Source organism: Lysobacter firmicutimachus (assembly GCF_037027445.1).
Classification (GTDB): Bacteria; Pseudomonadota; Gammaproteobacteria; order Xanthomonadales; family Xanthomonadaceae; genus Lysobacter; species Lysobacter firmicutimachus.
The window spans coordinates 4,893,219-4,909,563 of the sequence record NZ_JBANDL010000002.1; the positions used below are offsets into that span (position 1 = coordinate 4,893,219).

General features: G+C 68.5%; 13 protein-coding genes. 8 read left to right on the forward strand and 5 right to left on the reverse strand.

The genetic code is table 11. The features are described from left to right. From V2J18_RS21155 to sctT, 3 genes are all read left to right on the forward strand, one after another. Positions 1 to 954, forward strand: coding sequence for an EscR/YscR/HrcR family type III secretion system export apparatus protein (locus V2J18_RS21155; protein WP_336132810.1), 954 nt, complete (start codon positions 1 to 3; stop codon positions 952 to 954). Between the two features lie 103 nt (positions 955 to 1,057). Continuing rightward, a complete protein-coding gene (gene sctS / locus V2J18_RS21160) occupies positions 1,058 to 1,324 on the forward strand; it encodes a type III secretion system export apparatus subunit SctS (protein ID WP_064748015.1) in 267 nt (88 codons plus the stop codon). 14 nt (positions 1,325 to 1,338) lie between these two features. Beyond that, complete coding sequence (gene sctT / locus V2J18_RS21165) at positions 1,339 to 2,124, forward strand: type III secretion system export apparatus subunit SctT (RefSeq protein WP_064748014.1); 786 nt, start codon at positions 1,339 to 1,341, stop codon at positions 2,122 to 2,124. Positions 2,125 to 2,383: 259 nt separating this feature from the next. On the opposite strand, the gene sctU is transcribed toward sctT, so the two are convergent. Then, entirely contained in the window at positions 2,384 to 3,493 is a 1,110-nt protein-coding gene (gene sctU / locus V2J18_RS21170; RefSeq protein ID WP_064748013.1) for a type III secretion system export apparatus subunit SctU, read from the reverse strand. Positions 3,494 to 3,694: 201 nt separating this feature from the next. Between sctU and V2J18_RS21175 the strand changes: the two genes are divergently transcribed. The 4 genes from V2J18_RS21175 to V2J18_RS21190 all read left to right on the forward strand — a co-directional run bounded on the left by V2J18_RS21175 (position 3,695) and on the right by V2J18_RS21190 (position 6,021). Further along, positions 3,695 to 4,018 carry a hypothetical protein gene (locus tag V2J18_RS21175; RefSeq protein WP_064748012.1) on the forward strand — a complete coding sequence of 108 codons (324 nt, stop codon included), beginning with the start codon at positions 3,695 to 3,697 and terminating at the stop codon, positions 4,016 to 4,018. 122 nt (positions 4,019 to 4,140) lie between these two features. After that, a complete protein-coding gene (locus V2J18_RS21180) occupies positions 4,141 to 4,824 on the forward strand; it encodes a hypothetical protein (protein ID WP_336132811.1) in 684 nt (227 codons plus the stop codon). A gap of 66 nt (positions 4,825 to 4,890) precedes the next feature. Then, positions 4,891 to 5,535, forward strand: coding sequence for an SCO family protein (locus tag V2J18_RS21185; RefSeq protein ID WP_336132812.1), 645 nt, complete (start codon positions 4,891 to 4,893; stop codon positions 5,533 to 5,535). Between the two features lie 36 nt (positions 5,536 to 5,571). Continuing rightward, positions 5,572 to 6,021 carry a copper chaperone PCu(A)C gene (locus V2J18_RS21190; RefSeq protein WP_336132813.1) on the forward strand — a complete coding sequence of 150 codons (450 nt, stop codon included), beginning with the start codon at positions 5,572 to 5,574 and terminating at the stop codon, positions 6,019 to 6,021. A 582-nt stretch (positions 6,022 to 6,603) separates the two neighbouring features. Here the strand turns inward: V2J18_RS21190 and V2J18_RS21195 are convergent. Continuing rightward, positions 6,604 to 7,179, reverse strand: coding sequence for a response regulator transcription factor (locus tag V2J18_RS21195; protein ID WP_064748008.1), 576 nt, complete (start codon positions 7,177 to 7,179; stop codon positions 6,604 to 6,606). Positions 7,180 to 7,507: 328 nt separating this feature from the next. Beyond that, positions 7,508 to 10,084, reverse strand: a complete 2,577-nt coding sequence (locus V2J18_RS21200) for a glycoside hydrolase family 3 protein (RefSeq protein ID WP_064748032.1) — start codon at positions 10,082 to 10,084, stop codon at positions 7,508 to 7,510. Positions 10,085 to 10,233: 149 nt separating this feature from the next. Here V2J18_RS21200 and V2J18_RS21205 point away from each other — a divergent pair, with 149 nt between their 5' ends. Then, complete coding sequence (locus V2J18_RS21205; RefSeq protein ID WP_336132814.1) at positions 10,234 to 11,259, forward strand: LacI family DNA-binding transcriptional regulator; 1,026 nt, start codon at positions 10,234 to 10,236, stop codon at positions 11,257 to 11,259. A 56-nt stretch (positions 11,260 to 11,315) separates the two neighbouring features. Here the strand turns inward: V2J18_RS21205 and V2J18_RS21210 are convergent, their stop codons facing one another. Together V2J18_RS21210 and V2J18_RS21215 are read right to left on the reverse strand one after the other, a co-directional pair. Beyond that, positions 11,316 to 12,878, reverse strand: a complete 1,563-nt coding sequence (locus tag V2J18_RS21210; protein ID WP_336132815.1) for a sodium/sugar symporter — start codon at positions 12,876 to 12,878, stop codon at positions 11,316 to 11,318. Positions 12,879 to 13,392: 514 nt separating this feature from the next. After that, positions 13,393 to 16,071: a TonB-dependent receptor gene (locus V2J18_RS21215; protein ID WP_336132816.1), complete on the reverse strand. Its 2,679-nt coding sequence runs from the start codon at positions 16,069 to 16,071 to the stop codon at positions 13,393 to 13,395. Positions 16,072 to 16,345: the final 274 nt, after the last annotated feature.

Here is a 16,345-nt window from a genome sequence, read left to right on the forward strand (position 1 = left end):
ATGGATTTCAGTTCGTTCTCGCCGGCGCTGGTGCTGGTCACGGTGGTCAGCCTGGCGCTGGCCCCGTTCGTCGCGGTGATGGTGACGTCCTTCACCAAGATCGTGGTCGTGCTGAGCCTGCTGCGCAACGCGCTGGGCCTGCAGCAGGTGCCGCCGAACGTGGTCATCAACGGCCTGGCGATCGTGCTGTCGATCTACGTGATGTATCCGGTGATCCTGGAAACCCACGACGCGATCAATGCGCGCCTGAGCGGCCAACCGGCGGCGAGCGCGACTCAGGGCCAGCCGCCGGTCGGCGCCGCCGCGCCCGCGGGCGCACCGGCCGCCAGCGCAGCGACAGCGCCTGCGGCCAGCGCTGCGCCGGTCGCCGTCAATGCCGCTGCGACGCCCGCCGCGAACGCGCCGGCGCCGACCGGCTTGGCCGCCGGCACCAGCGTGACCGTCACCACCACCGCCACGCCGGTCGCCGCTGCGCCCGCCGCACCGGCCGCGGCCGCGACCACCGCCGGCGGCGCGGGCAAACCGCCCTCGGCCCTGCTCAGCGCCGGCGGCAAGATGGACACCGCGCGCCTGTTGGCGCTGATGGACGCCGGCAAGGAGCCGCTGCGCAAGTTCCTGATCAAGCACTCCAGCGATGCCGAGCGGGCGTTCTTCCTGCGCAGCGCCCAGCGCCTGCTGCCGCCGGCCGCGCGCGGCGACATCTCGGTGAACGACTTCATCGTGGTGATCCCCGCCTTCACCGTCAGCGAACTCACCGCCGCGTTCCAGATCGGCTTCCTGATCTTCCTGCCGTTCCTGATCATCGACCTGGTGGTGTCCAACATCCTGCTCTCGCTGGGCATGATGATGCTGTCCCCCACCACCGTCTCGCTGCCGTTCAAGCTGCTGCTGTTCGTGCTGATCGGCGGCTGGGCCAAGCTGGTGCACGGCTTGGTGTTGACCTACGGCGGCTAGCGCCGCCTTCGGGATTGGGGATTCGGGATTCGCCGAACCCCTCCCGGCCCCGCACCGCTTTAGCTTTCCAATCCCCAATCCCAAATCCCCAATCCCGGCCGCTATGGGCGACATGCTAGAACTCACCAAACAGGCCCTGTGGCTGACCCTGCTGTTGTCGGGGCCGCCGGTGGTGGCTGCGGCCGTGGTGGGCCTGGTGGTGGCCTTCATCCAGGCCGCAACCCAGTTGCAGGAGCAGACCTTCGCCTACGCGATCAAGTTCGCGGTGATCGTGGTGACCCTGTTCGTCACCGCGTCGATGATCGGCGGCACGCTGTACACCTTCGCCGACCGGATCTTCATCGACTTCCCGGGCCTGGTCCGGCACTAAGGCGCAGGCGGGCGATGAATTTCGATTCGGTCGGCAACGTCCTGCTCGCGCTGGGGCTGGTGCTGCCGCGGGTGATCGGGGCCTTCATGATGCTGCCGCTGCTCACCTCGGAGAACATGCCCCCACTGGTGCGCAACAGCTTCATGGTCAGCCTGGCGATCATCGCCATCCCGGTGGCCATGAACGGCGTGCCGCTCAATACCCTGGGCACCTTCGCCTGGGCGCCGATCATCCTCAAAGAGCTGTTCATCGGCGTATCGATCGGCTTCTGCTTCGGCATGGTGTTCTGGGCGATCAGCGCCGCGGGCAACATCATCGACACCCAGGTCGGCATGACCCTGGCGCAGGTGTTCGACCCGATCCAGGGCCATCAGGCCTCGCTGCACGGCAGCTTCCTGTCGCAATTCGCGGCCTGGCTGTTCATGGCCAGCGGCGCCTTCCTGGTGTTCCTCGACCTGCTGCTGTCGAGCTACGCGATGTGGTCGGTGACCTCGTACTTCCCCGACCTGCATCCGATCGGCATGGAGCTGTTCGTCGGACAATTCAGCTACCTGATGACCGCGCTGCTGGTGCTGGCCGCGCCGGCGATGGTGGTGCTGCTGCTGATCGACCTGTCGTTCGGCCTGGTCAACCGCTTCGCCCCGCAGCTCAACGTCTTCACCATCACCATGCCGATCAAGGCCTGGCTGGCGACCTGGATCATCCTGCTGATGCTCGGCGTGTACGTCGAGATCGTGCTCGACCGCCTGGCCGACAACCGCGGCTTGCTGGATGCCTTGAACCGCGTGTTCGGCGGGTGAGGCGGGGATTCGGGATTCGGGATTCGGGATTCGGGATTCGGGATTCGGGATTCGGGATTCGGCGGAGCATGCTGCCGATGCCCCTTTGGATCAACGCTGGCGGTTCTCCCTTTGAAAAAGGGAGGTAGGAATTTGCTTTTGGCTTCGCTTCGATGCGCTTGCTCGTGAAAGCAACCGCAACGGCAAATCCCCCCTAGCTCCCTTTTTCAAATGGGGAAACAGCGAGAGGATTGCGAAGGCCGTCCACAACCGCCGCGCCTCAGCGCGGCTCTTCCACCGGCGGCGGCAGTTCCGGCGTGCTGTCGTCGCCGTCGCGCAGGCGGCGCACGCCTTCGGCCCAGTGCAGGACCTCGGCCACCGCTTCGAAGAACTCGTTGCCGATGTAGTCGTCCAGGGCGACGCGCTCGTTGAGGCCGCGCGCGAGTTCGACGTTCTGCAGGATCGGCACCCCCGCCTCGACCGCCGCGGCCTTGATCTGCTCGGCCATGTAGCCCTCGCCCTTGGCGACCACGACCGGCAGGTCGGTCACGCCGTGCTCGTACTGCAGGGCGATGGCGATGTGGGTGGGATTGGTCACGACGACGTTCGACTGGCGGACGGCATTGAGCATGTTCTGCTGCGACCATTCCTGATGCAACTGCCGGCGCCGGCTCTTCACATGCGGGTCGCCCTCGTTCTCCTTGACCTCCTGCTGGATGTCGCGGCGGCTCATGCGCAGCTGCTTCAGGTAGGCGAACTTCTGGTACCAGACGTCGATCGCCGAGACGAAGAAGAACACGAAGATCGTCCACACCGAGATCCGCACCAGCCCGTGCCAGATGCCCGCGCCCATCGCCGCCGGCGGCGCGTAGGGCAGCAGCATCAGCTGGGCCAGCATCTGGAACAGGACGAAACCGCCGATGCCGATCAGGGCGGCGCTCTTGAGCACCGACTTGACCAGCTCGACCAGGTTGTCCATGGAGAACATCTTCTTCAGCCCTTCGGCCGGGTTCATCTTCTCCATGCTGGGCTTGAGCTTCTCCAGGGTCAGGATCGGCCCGACCTGGAGGAACTCGACGATCACGCCCAGGAACACCGCCATCGCCAGCAACGGCAGCGACAGCCACAGCAGGGCGTCGAACGCCGCTGCGCCGGATTCGCGCAGGGCGTCGCCGAAGGGTTGGTTGATCGCCTTGAGGCAGGTCTCGAACAGCCGGATCAGCTTGGTGCGCATGAAGTCCAGCATCAGCCAGCCGCATACCACCCAGCCGAGCACCAGCACCGTGCTGGTCAGCTCCTTGCTCTTGGCGACATTGCCTTCCTTGCGCGCGTCCCGGATCCGTTTTGGGGTCGGCGGTTCGGTCTTGTCGGCGCCCTGGTCCTTCGCCATGCGCGGCCCTTGCAGCGAGAGGGTGACGAGGCTATCACGCAGACCGGACCGCGACCGTGGCGGCGTCGCCACTCCGGTCACGCTCCGGCGCCGGGCAGCTGAACCGGGGCGAGGGCACCTAGGGTCGTCCCGAGTATCCTCCCTCCCCGTGCGGCGTTACATTTCGCCCATCCCCCCGACTTCACCCGTTGCCTGCCCCGCATGAGCACCATCGGTCCCGATTCGCGCATCGACCGCGCCAGCCTCGACGGGCAGGCCGCGCTCGAGAGTCTGCGCGGGCGCGAACCGACCGCACAGGAACAGATCCAGCAAGCCCCCCAGGTTGCCGAAGCGGCGATGCCGGCGTATGCGCCGCCGGCCGCCGACGCCGGCGAAACCGTGCTCAACGCCGACGCCTGGAGCGGCGTGCCGGAAGGCGAGCGCCGCCTGGCCGGCGATCCCGGCTTCGAGCACGAACTCGGCCGCCTGGACCTGTCCTCCGCCGCCGACCGCGGCGCCGACGCCGTCCTCGACGCGCTCGCCTGATCCGTTCCGGGGCAGGAGCGGCGCCAGCCGCGGCCGTGCCCCGGCGCGCCCTAACCGAGACATCGGCCCGGCCCCCGCGTCCGCGCTACCCTAGGCGCCGGTCCGACCGCGTCCCGCCCCGCTTGAACGATTCCATTCCCAGCCCCGAAGCCCTGCGCGCCGGCGCCGACCGGCTGATCTCCGCGCTCGCCGCGCACAGCGACGCGGAGTATCGCCTGGCCGTGCTCAAGCGCGTGGTGCGCCGGCTCGGCGAAGACCGCTATCCCTTGTTCATCCGCCTGCTCGGGGTGGTCGCCGAGAGCGACGACGCGCATGCCCAGCGCCTGCTCGCCGACACCTTCGGCACCGCCTTGCGGCGCATGGACCTGCCCGGCGGCGCGTTGAGCTCTTGGGGCGCGACCCGCCTGCCCGATGCCGGCGGCCCGGTCGCGGTCAGCGCCTTGTCCGGACATTTCTTCGGCGCCACGCCACGGCGCCTGCTCGGCCCGGTCGAATACCTGACCGTGTGGCACCTGCAACGCACTCAGCGCACCGCGCTGGGCGCGGCCAGCTTCCGCACCGCGTTGTCGCGCCTGATCGCCCTGCTCAACCGCAGCGAAGACGCGCGCACCCTGTATCCGCAGAAACTCGCCGCCGACGCCCAGAACGAAATGGAAGGCGCCTACACCCGCGCCACCCGCGAGCGCCTGGCGGCGATGGCCGCGGCCTGGAAAGCCGGACGCAGCCCGGACGAAGTCGCCCAGGCCGCGCTCGACAGCGGCGAAGACGCACCGCACCCCAGCGGCTGGGTGGTACGCGATCTGTAAGCGCTGGCAGCGCCACCCCACGCTGCGACACTCGACCACATCCGCGCCTGCGACGGCGGTGCTGCAATGCGGACCTCCCGCATCGACCAGGCCGCCGCCGTGTCCGCGCTCCGCCTTCCCGTCCCGATCGAACTGTCTGCGCGCCGCCGCATCCTCGCCGGCCTGGCCTGCGCCGGCCTGCTCAGCGCCTGCGGCGGTCAGCGTCCGCTGTCGCTGCACGGCATCAACTTGACCGGACGCGATTTCGCCCGCGATTTCCAGTTGCTCGACCCGCAAGGCCGCGAACGCCGCCTGGCCGAATTCCGCGGTCGCCCGGTGTTGCTGTTCTTCGGCTTCACCCAGTGCCCGGACGTGTGCCCGACTGCGTTGACCCGCGCGGTGCAGATCCGCAAATTGCTCGGCGCGCAAGGCGAGCGCCTGCAGGTGATCTTCGTGACCCTGGACCCGGAGCGCGACACGCCGAGCGTGCTGGACACCTACGTGCGCGCCTTCGACCCGGGCTTCCTCGGGCTGTACGGCGACGCCGAGCGCACCGCCCGCACCGCCAAGGACTTCCGCGTGGTCTACGCCAAAGTTCCGACCGGCGCGTCCTACACCATCGACCACTCGGCGCTGAGCTACGTGTTCGACGCCGAAGGCGCGCTGCGCATCGCCCTGCGCCACGAGCAGAGCGCGCAGCACTGCGTCGACGATATCCGTCAGATCCTCTGACGTCCGCTCTCCTCGGTCCCCCACGAGCGCTACCCGATGATCGCCCGCTTCCGTTGCGCCGCCCTGGCCGCGTTGTTGTGCTTGTCCAGCGCCACCGCCGCCGCCCAAGTCGCGGTCGACGCGCCCTGGGTGCGCGCCAGCGTCGCCCAGCAACACGCCACCGGCGCCTTCATGCGCCTGACGGCGCAGCGCGACACCCGCCTGATCGCGGCCCGCTCGCCGGTCGCCGCCGCCGTGGAAGTGCACGAGATGGCGATGGACGGACAGATGATGCGCATGCGCCAGATCGCCGCCCTGCCCCTGCCCGCCGGTCGCCGCATCGCCCTGGCCCCGGGCGGCTACCACATCATGCTGATCGGCCTACATCGCGCCCTGCGCGCCGGCGAACGCGTGCCGATGCCCCTGGTGTTCGAAGATGCGCAGGGCAAGCGCAGCGAGACGCAGGTGCAGGCGCTGGTCAGACCGCTGGGGGCGACGGGGCCGTGAGGCCCCAACGCGGCGACGGCGATACGCGCTGTTGTTGCTGTTGCCGTGAAGCGCTTGGCGCCGCTTCGGACTCGCGAAAACAAATCGAAGCCCCGTCGGGCGGCCCGCAGGGAGGCGGGCCGTGCGCAGCCGGGCCAGGGAGGGCCTGTGAGGAGCAGCCCGCGCCATGAGGTTTTCTTTGGTTGCTTTTGACCGAAGGAAATCCGGTAGGACTGCCTTGGTCAAGAAGGTGGCCTGGCCGCTAGCGGACGGAAGCTTCGCTTGAAGCTTTGAAGCCTTCGAGCGACAAACGCCGCGAGACCGCACGAGCGCGGTCGCGGCTTACGCCGCTCCTACAAAGGTCTAGGACAAAGACGCGACGAGCGTGAAGGATGGCGGTCGCGACTTGCGTCGCTCCTACAAGGGGGCCAGGACAAAGACGCGGCGAGCGTGAAGGATGGCGGTCGTGGTTTGCGCCGCTTCTACGCCGCGACGGTCGCGGGCTTCGATCGGTGGCGTCGGCGTTGGGCTCTCTGCGCGTCCCGGGGGCGCGGCGTATGACCGGAGGAAATCCCCGTGCTGCGCCGCTCCCACCTGACCGGGTTACAGGCCGACGATGCGGCGCTCCGGACCGGGACGCTTGCCGAGCTTGCGCTGCAGCGAACGCCGGTGCATGCCGAGCAGGCGCGCAGTCGCCGAGATGTTGCCCCCGGTGTCGTTGAGCGCCTGCTGGATGTGCTCCCACTCCATCCGCCGCAGCGGCATCATCGTCTCGCTCGCCGCGGCCACCGGCGGCGGCGCGTCCGCCGATTCGATGCCGAGCACCGCCAGGATCGCCGGCACGCTGGCCGGCTTGGGCAGATAGTCGTCGGCGCCGCGCTTGATCGCATCGACCGCGGTCGCCACGCTGGCGTAGCCGGTGACCAGCACGATGCGCATGTCCGGCCGCAGCTCGCGCAGCGGCCGGATCAGCTGCAGGCCGGATTCGTGGCCGAGCTTGAGGTCGATCAGGGCGAAGCCCGGCGGCTGCGCCAGGGCCAGGTCGAGCGCCTGGCGGACGCTGCCGGCAGTGCGGCTTTCGATGCCGCGGCGGGCGAGGCTGCGTTGCAGGGTGGCGACGTAGGCCGGGTCGTCGTCGACGAGCAGGCCGCTCAGTAACGGACGGGACAATGCGTTCATGCGCCGCATCCTAGTCCCGTCGCCGCGCCGCAGGGCTGCGGCAAACCGCCGCAGGACAAACTGTCCAGGGGTCTGCTAGCACGCCGCCCGTGTAGGAGCGGCGCGAGCCGCGACCACCGGAGCGGTGGGATACCACGCCACGCTCAAAAAGCGACTACCCGCCCGATCCGTAGCGCCATGGCCTCGCCTACCGGGCCTTGCCCACAACGCTTGCGTACGTCGCTTCGGTTGTCGCGGCTTACGACCGAAGGAAACCCCCGTGGGAGGCCGTTCCTACAGGACAGCGGCGACGCCGCTCCGCCCGGCGGGCGAAGCGGCGCTGCGAGCGTCACTGGCGCTTGCAGTCGATCACCTTCTCCGCGTCGGTGCCGTAGGCCACCTCGTGCAAGGTCAGCGAAGTGCCGGCCCCCGCCTGCAGGCCGAACGGAATCTCCAGCTTGGCCATGTCGGCGCCGGCGGCGCGCAGACACTTCAGCGGCACGCCGATGCGCTGCCACTGCCCGCGTGGCAGCGCGCGCAAGGCCGCGCTCAGCGGCAGCCGGGCCTCGCACTTGGGCCCGCAACCGGCCAACAACGCGACCTCGTCCGCACCGATCGCATCGACCTTGAGCGCGATCAGCAACTGCACGTCGCCGTTGGTCTCGCGCAACAGCTCCTGCGGCGCATCGGCGATCCACTCCAGCCGAGCCGCGTCCTTCCATTGCAGGCGCCACGCGTCTTCCTGCGCACGGTAATCCACCGCCGTCACCGCCAATGCCGCCGCGGCCGCCAGCGGCGGCTTGATCGCTTCGCTGGCGCGCCCCTGCGCGGTCGCGCGCAGGCGCCAACCGCGCGGGAGCGCGCCGCGACCGAGGAATTGCACCGAGCGCGGGTCCAGATCGGCCGTGCCCGGATCCTCCGCCAGCGTCCCGAGCGTGCCCCCCTGGGCATAGCTCAGGCCATAGCCGAACGCGAACTGCGGTGCATAATCGCGATCGCCGACATTGACCGTCTGCACCGCCGTCTTCGGCCACGAGTACGACAGCTTGCCCTTGAAATCGTGTTGCACGCGGCCGTCGCGGCCGCGCAGCAACACATCGGCGATGCCGCCGCCCTCCGAACCCGGCAGCCAGGCGGCGACGAAGGCGTCGGAAGCATTGATCTCGCGATTGACCCACAGCGGCCGCCCCGACAGGAACACGCTCACCACCGCGATCCCGTCGGCCTTGAGCTTGCGCAGCAGGTCCAGCTCGGGATTGCGCGTCGGCCGGAACGCCAGCGTGCGCAAGTCGCCCTGGAACTCGGCATACGGTTCTTCGCCGTAGACGTAGACCGCCACGTCGGGTTTGCGCCGGTAGCGGCCGTCGACGGACAACTCCGCTTCGCCGCCGCCGGCCTGGATCTGCTCGCGCAGGCCGGCCCAGATGGATTGCGCATGCGGGAAGTCGGACGGCTTCAGGCCGGTGCCCTGCCAGTTCAAGGTCCAACCGCCGGACTGGCGGGCGACGTCGTCCGCGGCCGCGCCGACCACCAGGACGCGGGCCTTGGGCGAGATCGGCAGCGTCTCGCCTTCGTTCTTGAGCAACACCAGCGATTCGCGCACCGCCTGGCGGGCGACGGCACGGTGCGCCGGACTGCCGAGCAGTTCGAACTTGCCGCCGAGCGGACGCTGCGAGGGCTTGCCGGCCTCGAACAGGCCCAGGCGCAGCTTGACCCGCAGGATTCGCGCCACCGCATCGTCCAGCCGCGCCATCGCGATCTCGCCGCTGCGCACCTGCTTCAACGCGCTCTCGTAATAGCCGCGCCAACTGTCGGGCGCCATCAGCATGTCGACGCCGGCATTGAACGCCGCCGCACAATCCTCGTTGCGGCACCCCGGCAGCTGGCCGTGCGCGTTCCAGTCGCCGACCACGAAGCCGTCGAACTGCCAGCGCTGCTTGAGCAAGCCGGTCAGCAAATCGCGATTGCCGTGCATCTTGCGGCCTTGCCAGCTGGAGAACGAAGCCATCACCGTCTGCGCGCCGGCCTGCAGCGCCGGCGGATAGCCCGCGCCGTGCACCGTGCGCAGTTCGTCCTCGTCGATCCGCGCATCGCCCTGGTCGCGGCCCTCGAACGTGCCGCCGTCGGCGAGGAAGTGCTTGGCCGAGGCGATCACGTGCGCGCCGTCGAGAAACTGCTTGCTGCCGAGCTTGCCCTGCAGGCCTTCGATCGCGGCGGCGGCATAGTCGGCGACCAGGCGCGGGTCTTCCGAATAGCCTTCGTAGGTGCGTCCCCAGCGATCGTCGCGCGGCACGGTCAGGGTCGGGGCGAAGGTCCATTCCATGCCGGTGCTGCGCACCTCGGCCGCAGTGGCTTCGCCGATGCGGCGGATCAGTTCCGGATTGCGCGTCGCGCCCAGGCCGATGTTGTGCGGAAACAGCGTCGCGCCGATCAGGTTGTTGTGGCCGTGCACGGCGTCGATGCCGAACAGGATCGGAATCGCCGGCTTGCCGTCGGCGGTGTCCATCGAGGCCTCGTAGAAGCGGTCGGCGATGTCCAGCCATTCCTTGGGCGCGGCGTCGTAGCGTCCGCCGGGCTCGGAGATGCCGCCGGGCTCCGAATTGCCGCCGGCCAGCACCGAACCGAGGTGGTACTTGCGCACGTCGTCCGGGGTGGCGCTGTTGATGTCGGCCTGGACGATCTGGCCGACTTTCTCCTCCACGCTCATCCGCGCCAACAGCGCGGCCACGCGCGCCTCCAATGCGGCGTCGCGCGGGATCGGCGCCTGCTGCGCGGGCCAGCGCGCAAGATCGAGCGAAGGCGCCTGCGCCGGCGCCATCGCCGGCAAGCAGGCCAGAGCGAGCGCGCAGGCCAACCGGTGCGGAACCGGGCGCCGCGCCGGCGACGGTACGTGATCGGCGCCTGCGCGCCCGCTGCTTGCGTTCATGGTTCGCTCCTCGGGATCGATGGATGTGCCGAACATGAGCGTCCTATGGGCGCTGTGTCCGTACGGCGGAACGGGAGTGGGCGCGGCGCGGGCATCCGCCGCCGGTTCTGGCAGAATGCGCCCAACACGCGACAGGGAATCGGCAGCTCATGCGGGTGCGTATCGAAGACGTGGCGGACGCGGCGGGCGTGTCGATGAAGACGGTGTCGCGCGTGCTCAACCAGGAGCCCAACGTCAGCGACGAGACGCGCAAGCGCGTCGAAGCCGCGGCGCGCAAACTCCAGTACCGTCCCAACCCCTCCGCGCGCAGCCTGGCCGGCCAGCGTTCGTTCCTGGTCGCGCTGCTGTACGACAATCCGTCCAGCAACTATCTGATGGAGGTGCAGGCCGGCATGCTCGACGCCTGCATCGCCCAGCACTACAACCTCATGCTCGCGCCGGTCACCTACGGCGAGCGCAAGCTGGTGGCCCACGTCGACGAGATCGTGCAACGCTCGCGCGCCGACGGCCTGGTGCTGACCCCGCCGCTGACCGATCATCCCGGGCTGATGAAGCGGCTGGGCCAGCTCGGCATTCCCTACGCCAACATCTCGCCCAAGCTGCGCAGCGGCCGCATCGGCGTGATCCTCGACGAAGAGCGCGCAGTGCGCGAAATGATGGCGCACCTGATTTCGCTCGGCCATCGCCGCATCGCCCACATCAAGGGCCATCCTGAACACGGCGCCAGCCAGTGGCGCTTGAACGGCTATCGCGACGGCCTGGCCGCGGCCGGCATCGCCTACGATCCGGCGCTGGTGGCGGAGGGCGACTTCCACTACGACACCGGCGCGATCTGCGCCCAGCGCCTGCTGTTGATGCCCGATCCGCCGACCGCGATCTTCGCCGCCAACGACGACATGGCCGCCGGCACCATCCGCACCGCCAGCGAAATGGGCCTGTCGATTCCCGGCGACGTGTCGGTGTGCGGCTTCGACGACACGCCGATCGCGCGCCAGATCTATCCGCCCTTGACCACGGTGCGCCAGCCGACCCGCGAGATGGGCCGGCTGGCCACGAACGAGTTGTTCAAGCGGATCAAGTCGCCGCAGGACGGGCAGATGATCGTCGCCGCCTACGAGTTGCAACTGCGCCAGTCCACCGGTCCCGCCGCCAAGGCCCGCACGCGCCGGCGCTGATCGCGCCCGCCGCCGGCGTGCGGCGCGGCGGCCGCACGGATCGGGCGCTGCCGCCCTCACCAGAACACGGCGTACAGCGCGACCAGGATCGCCAGCACGGCGATCGCGGCGAGGTTGAACGAAGGCGCGGTCGCATAGCTCACGCCGTCGTGGCGGATGCGGTCGACTCCGGCGCCGGAGGGCGTGGCCAGCGAGACCAGCACGGCCAGCGCCGCGGCGAGCACGAACACCAGTCCGACCCGATTGACGAACGGCAACTCCGGCCAGGCCAGCTTCAGCGCGATCGACAGCAGGAACGAACCCAGCGCCGCGGCCAGCGCGCCGGCTTCGTTGGCGCGTTTCCAGAACAGGCCGAGCACGAAGATCACCACGATGCCCGGAGTGAAGAAACCGGTGTATTCCTGGATGTACTGAAAGCCCTGGTCGAAGCCGCCGATCAGCGGGCGCGCCGTCAGGATCGCGATCGCGATCGCGATCGCCGCGGTCACGCGCCCCACCCGCACCAGTTGCCGCTCCTGCGCATCGGGTCTGCGCTTGGCGTAGAAGTCCAGGGTGAAGATGGTCGCGACCGAATTGATCTTCGAGGCCAGCGAGGCCACGATCGCCGCGACCAGCGCCGCGAACACCAGGCCGAGCACACCGGTCGGCAGCAGCGCCATCATCGCCGGATAAGCGTCGTCGGAGCGCGGCAGGTCCGGCGCCAGCATCAGCGCGGCGATCCCCGGCAGGACCACGATGATCGGCAGGATGATCTTCAGCGCGGCGGCGAACACGATGCCCTTTTGCGCCTCGCGCAGGTCCTTGGCGGCGAGCGCGCGCTGAATGATGTACTGGTTGAAGCCCCAGTAGCTGACATGCATCACCCACAGGCCGCCGAGCAGCACGCCGATGCCGGGCAGGTCCTTGTAGTGCGGGTTGTCGGGCGAGAGGATCATCTTGAAGTGATCCGGATGCGTCGCCCACAAGGTCTTGAAGCCGGCCAGGATGCCGGCGTCGCCGCCGATCTTGCCCAGTGTCAGCGCCGCCACCATCAGTCCGCCGAGCACCAGCAGGGTGACCTGGACGATGTCGGTCAGCGCCACCGCCTTGAGGCCACCGTACAACTGGTAGGCGAGCGCGAACGCGCCGAGCAAGGCCAGGGCCAGGAACTGGTCCATGCCGGTGACCTGGGCCACCGCGATCGAGCCCAGCCACAGGATCGAGGTCAGGTTCACGAACACGTACAGGCCGAGCCAGAACACCGCCATCACCGTGCGGATGCCGTTGCCGTAACGCTCCTCGAGGAACTGCGGCATGGTGTAGATGCCGTTGCGCAGGAACACCGGCAGGAAGAACTTGCCGACCAGCAGCAGGGTGGCCGCGGCCATCCACTCGTAAGACGCGATCGCCAGGCCCAGGGCATAGCCCGAGCCGGACATGCCGATGATCTGTTCGGCGGAAATGTTGGCGGCGATCAACGAAGCGCCGATCGCCCACCACGGCAGCGCCTTACTGGCGAGGAAATAGTCCTTGGCGGTTTTCTCGTGGCCGCCCTTCTCGCGCGAAACCCATTGCGCGAGGGCGAACACGCCGGCCAGATAGAACAGAACGATCAGGGTATCGAGCAGGGAGAGTTTCATGCGGTTCCGGAGAATGGCTGCGCGGTGCCTGCCGTTCTACCGGCCGCTGCCGGGCTTGACCACGGCGCAGCGGCGTTTTCGGGCAAGAATTCGATTGCAATGAAATCTACGGCGGCGGGGAGCAGGCTGAATCGGGAAGTAGGCACACTCCATGCACGACGCTGGCGCGCAGGGAGCGCACCCGGACACCGCGGAATCGACCCGATGCCGTGCCCGCAAAGGCGGGAGTCCAGGGCTCCGCCGAGGCATGACGCCGAAGCCTCTGGATTCCCGCGTTCGCGGGAATGACGGGGGAGAGAGTGCACTGAAGCCGCTGGACTCCCGCGTTCGCGGGAACGGCGCAACACAGAGCGTACTGAAGCGTCCGAATCGCCGCTGTCGCGGGGACGACCATGGCGGGGCGTCGCCGAAGGCTCTTGGCCCGCTGTCGCCAACGCGTCCAGCCGTTGCCGCCGTGCGCCGCGGAGCGGAGCGCACGACGGCACGGCCGGCTTGCAAGGCCGTGTTGCCGGCATCAGAAGTTCCAGCGCACGCGCATGCCGTAGCTGCGCGCGTCGTTGAGGAAGCGCACGTTCACGCCGGAACCGACCAGGGCCTTCTGCGACACGTCTTTGTTGGTCAGGTTGCTGCCCCAGACCTCGAACCGCCAAGCGCCGTCGAGGGTGGTGAAACCGGCGCCGGCGTTGATCTGGGTGAAGCCGGGCTGCTCGTCGGGGAAGCCGGCGATGGCCGAACTCTCGACCCGGTCGACCGTGCCGGCGGTATCGCGCAGGAAGGTCACGTCGCGGTCGTTGTACTGGGTCAGGAAGAACGAGGAGCGGTAGGCCGCGAGGACCTGCCAGTCGAACGTGCCGCGGGCGAAGTCGATCGCCTGCTGCAGCCGGGCGTTGAGGGTGAACCGCGACGACAACGGCAGTTCGTTGCCGGCCAGGTCGATCTGCGAAGTGATGCCGCCGTTGCCGAAATCCTGGCTGCGCACGTCGGCGACCACGCCGCGCTTGATCTTGGTCTGCAGGTACAGCGCGTTGAGGTCGAGGGTGAAGCCGCCGCCGAAGCGCAGACGGCTCTCGGCCTCCAGGCCGTACAGTTCGGACTTGCCGACGTTGCGGTTGACCAAGGCGAAGCCGGTGGCCTCGCCGTCGGGGTTGAACGCGATCACGCTCAGGTCCTGGAACACCTGATCGGCATAGTCGTAGTAGAAGCCGCTGACGTTGAAAGTCGCGGTGCGGCCGAGGAAATCGAACGAGTTCTTCGAGCCGATCTCCAATGCGGTGAGCTTCTCCGGCTTGTAGGTCTCGGGAATGACGTTGACGTCGAAGCTGTCGTTGAAGCCGCCGGCCTTGTGGCCGGTGGAGACGGTGGCGTAGAGCAGGTTGCGCGGAGTCAGGTCGTATTCGAAGCCGATGCGCCAGTCGAGGAAGTCGAAAGCGCTGGAACCGTGCTGCGGCGACGGCACGCCCAGCACCAGGAAGCTGTGCTGGCCGTTGGCCGGGCAATCGACGCTGTTGCCGCCGATGTCGGGGCGGTCGATGCAGGTGCCGTTGGGACGCGAGCCGTCGACGATGCCCTGCAGTTGTTGCTGCATGGTGTCGCGCGCGCCGGCTCGCAAGATGCCCTGCAGCAGGAAGCGGGCCATGTCGGCGTTGCTGCTCAGCCCGGCGACGTCGAAGCTCGGCCGGTCGAGCAGGGTCGGCATGAAGCCTTCGGTGCCGAGCCGGGTCTGGAACACGCCGCCCTCGCCGCCCAGGCCGATGGTCCAGTTGCCGCCGATGCCGTCGCGCGACTTGCGCTCGTCGGTGTAGCGCAGGCCGCCCTTGACCCGGAACCGCTCGTTGACGTCGAAGGTGCCGTCGCCGAACACCGCCCAGGACTTGCCGTCGACATCGGGCATGGTGAACTCGGTGCCCGAGTAGAACGCGCCCTTGTCGGCCAGGGCGATGAAGCCCACCTGTTGCTTTTCGTGGAAGTAGAACCCGCCGGTGGTCCAGCGGAAGCGCGCATCGTCGGCCGACGACAACCGCACTTCGTGGGTCTGCGCCTGCGACCGCGCTTGCAGGTAGTTGGTGCCGAAGTTGTCGTAGTCGATGCCGCCCCAGGTCGCCGGCTGTCCGGGCGGACGCTCGCGCAGGTCGCGGCCCGGCCAGGTATTGCCGTCGGAGGCGGAGTTGATCTGGAAGTAGTCGACGTCGCGGTAGCTGCCGTTGTATTCCAGGTTGACCGGACCGAAGTCGTAGCGCACGGTGCCCTGGAAGCCCCACAGCTTGTTGTCGACCTTGCCTTGTACGCCGCGATAGATGATGTCGCGCAGTTCGATATCGTCGGCGTCGTAGCCTTCCTGGGCGGCGCGGAACAGGTTCGCGCCCGGATAGCCGGTGCCGCGTTCGCGGCCGACGTCGAGCATCGCGAACACCGAGAGCTTGTCGTCCGGCTCGTACAGGAACGACAGACGGCCGGCGTTGTCGTCCTGGATGCCGGCCGGCTGGATATGCCGCCACAGGCCGACGTTCTCGAACCCGGCCTCCTTCTCGATGTGGTAGCCGGCGAAACGCAGTGCGGCGTAGTCGCCGAGCGGGAAGTTCAGCGCGGTCTCGTAGCCGCGCTGTTCGCGGTTGCCGATCTCGCCCTGGACGTAGCCGCCGAACACGCCGCCGAGCTCGGGCCGCTTGGTGACGATATTGAGGGTGCCGGCCAGCGCGTTGCGGCCGCGCAAGGTGCCCTGCGGACCCTTGTTGATCTCGACCCGTTCCAGGTCGTAGAACATGCCGCCCAAGCCGCGCGGACGCGGGATGTAGGCGCCGTTGACGTGCGGCGCGGCGCCGGGGTCGCCGAGTTCGGTGTTGTTGGAGGAACCCACGCCGCGGATGAAGACTTCGGTCGCGCCCTCCTGATTGGCGATGCTCAGCCCGGGCACGGCGACCTGCATCTGGCGCAGTTCGTTGTTGATGCCGAGTCCGCGCAGATCGTCCTGCGACAAGGCCTGCGCGGTGCCGGCGTACTTCTGCAGGCTCTGCTCGCGGCGCTCGACGGTGACGATCACCGAGTCCAGGTCGGTGGCTTCGCGCGCGCTCGCCGCGGCGCTCGTTTCGGCCGTCGGCGCGGACTGCTGGGCCCAGGCCGGCGCCGCCATCAGCACCGAACAGATCGCAAGACTCAGGCTCGAACTGCGCAAGCGCGCGCTGCTGGACACGGTCATCAGTACATCCCCTCCCCGGGGTCGGCCGGCGGCCGATGGTTGTGGCCTGTGGTGTGCGCGGCTCGAATCGGAGTCGAATCCGAAGCCGGCGGCTGACGATGCGCGGCCGATGTAGCCCGACTATGACAGCGCTGTCAATTTTCCGGACACGATGCGGCGATGCAGCATGGTTTCGAGCCTCAGCCGATCGGGACGGCAAGACCCGTCGTCGGCCTGGACGAGCGTGACCCCAATCACGCATGTGCCTGCCGACGGTCGACGTAAGCGGTTACAC

Excerpts from the sequence above, each read along its gene's own strand:
- V2J18_RS21155 (WP_336132810.1), top strand. The coding sequence starts at position 1 with ATGGATTTCAGTTCGTTCTCGCCGGCGCTGGTGCTGGTCACGGTGGTC.
- sctS (WP_064748015.1), top strand. The coding sequence starts at position 1,058 with ATGGGCGACATGCTAGAACTCACCAAACAGGCCCTGTGGCTGACCCTG.
- sctT (WP_064748014.1), top strand. The coding sequence starts at position 1,339 with ATGAATTTCGATTCGGTCGGCAACGTCCTGCTCGCGCTGGGGCTGGTG.
- sctU (WP_064748013.1), bottom strand. The coding sequence starts at position 3,493 with ATGGCGAAGGACCAGGGCGCCGACAAGACCGAACCGCCGACCCCAAAA.
- V2J18_RS21175 (WP_064748012.1), top strand. The coding sequence starts at position 3,695 with ATGAGCACCATCGGTCCCGATTCGCGCATCGACCGCGCCAGCCTCGAC.
- V2J18_RS21185 (WP_336132812.1), top strand. The coding sequence starts at position 4,891 with ATGCGGACCTCCCGCATCGACCAGGCCGCCGCCGTGTCCGCGCTCCGC.
- V2J18_RS21190 (WP_336132813.1), top strand. The coding sequence starts at position 5,572 with ATGATCGCCCGCTTCCGTTGCGCCGCCCTGGCCGCGTTGTTGTGCTTG.
- V2J18_RS21195 (WP_064748008.1), bottom strand. The coding sequence starts at position 7,179 with ATGAACGCATTGTCCCGTCCGTTACTGAGCGGCCTGCTCGTCGACGAC.
- V2J18_RS21200 (WP_064748032.1), bottom strand. The coding sequence starts at position 10,084 with ATGAACGCAAGCAGCGGGCGCGCAGGCGCCGATCACGTACCGTCGCCG.
- V2J18_RS21205 (WP_336132814.1), top strand. The coding sequence starts at position 10,234 with ATGCGGGTGCGTATCGAAGACGTGGCGGACGCGGCGGGCGTGTCGATG.
- V2J18_RS21210 (WP_336132815.1), bottom strand. The coding sequence starts at position 12,878 with ATGAAACTCTCCCTGCTCGATACCCTGATCGTTCTGTTCTATCTGGCC.
- V2J18_RS21215 (WP_336132816.1), bottom strand. The coding sequence starts at position 16,071 with ATGACCGTGTCCAGCAGCGCGCGCTTGCGCAGTTCGAGCCTGAGTCTT.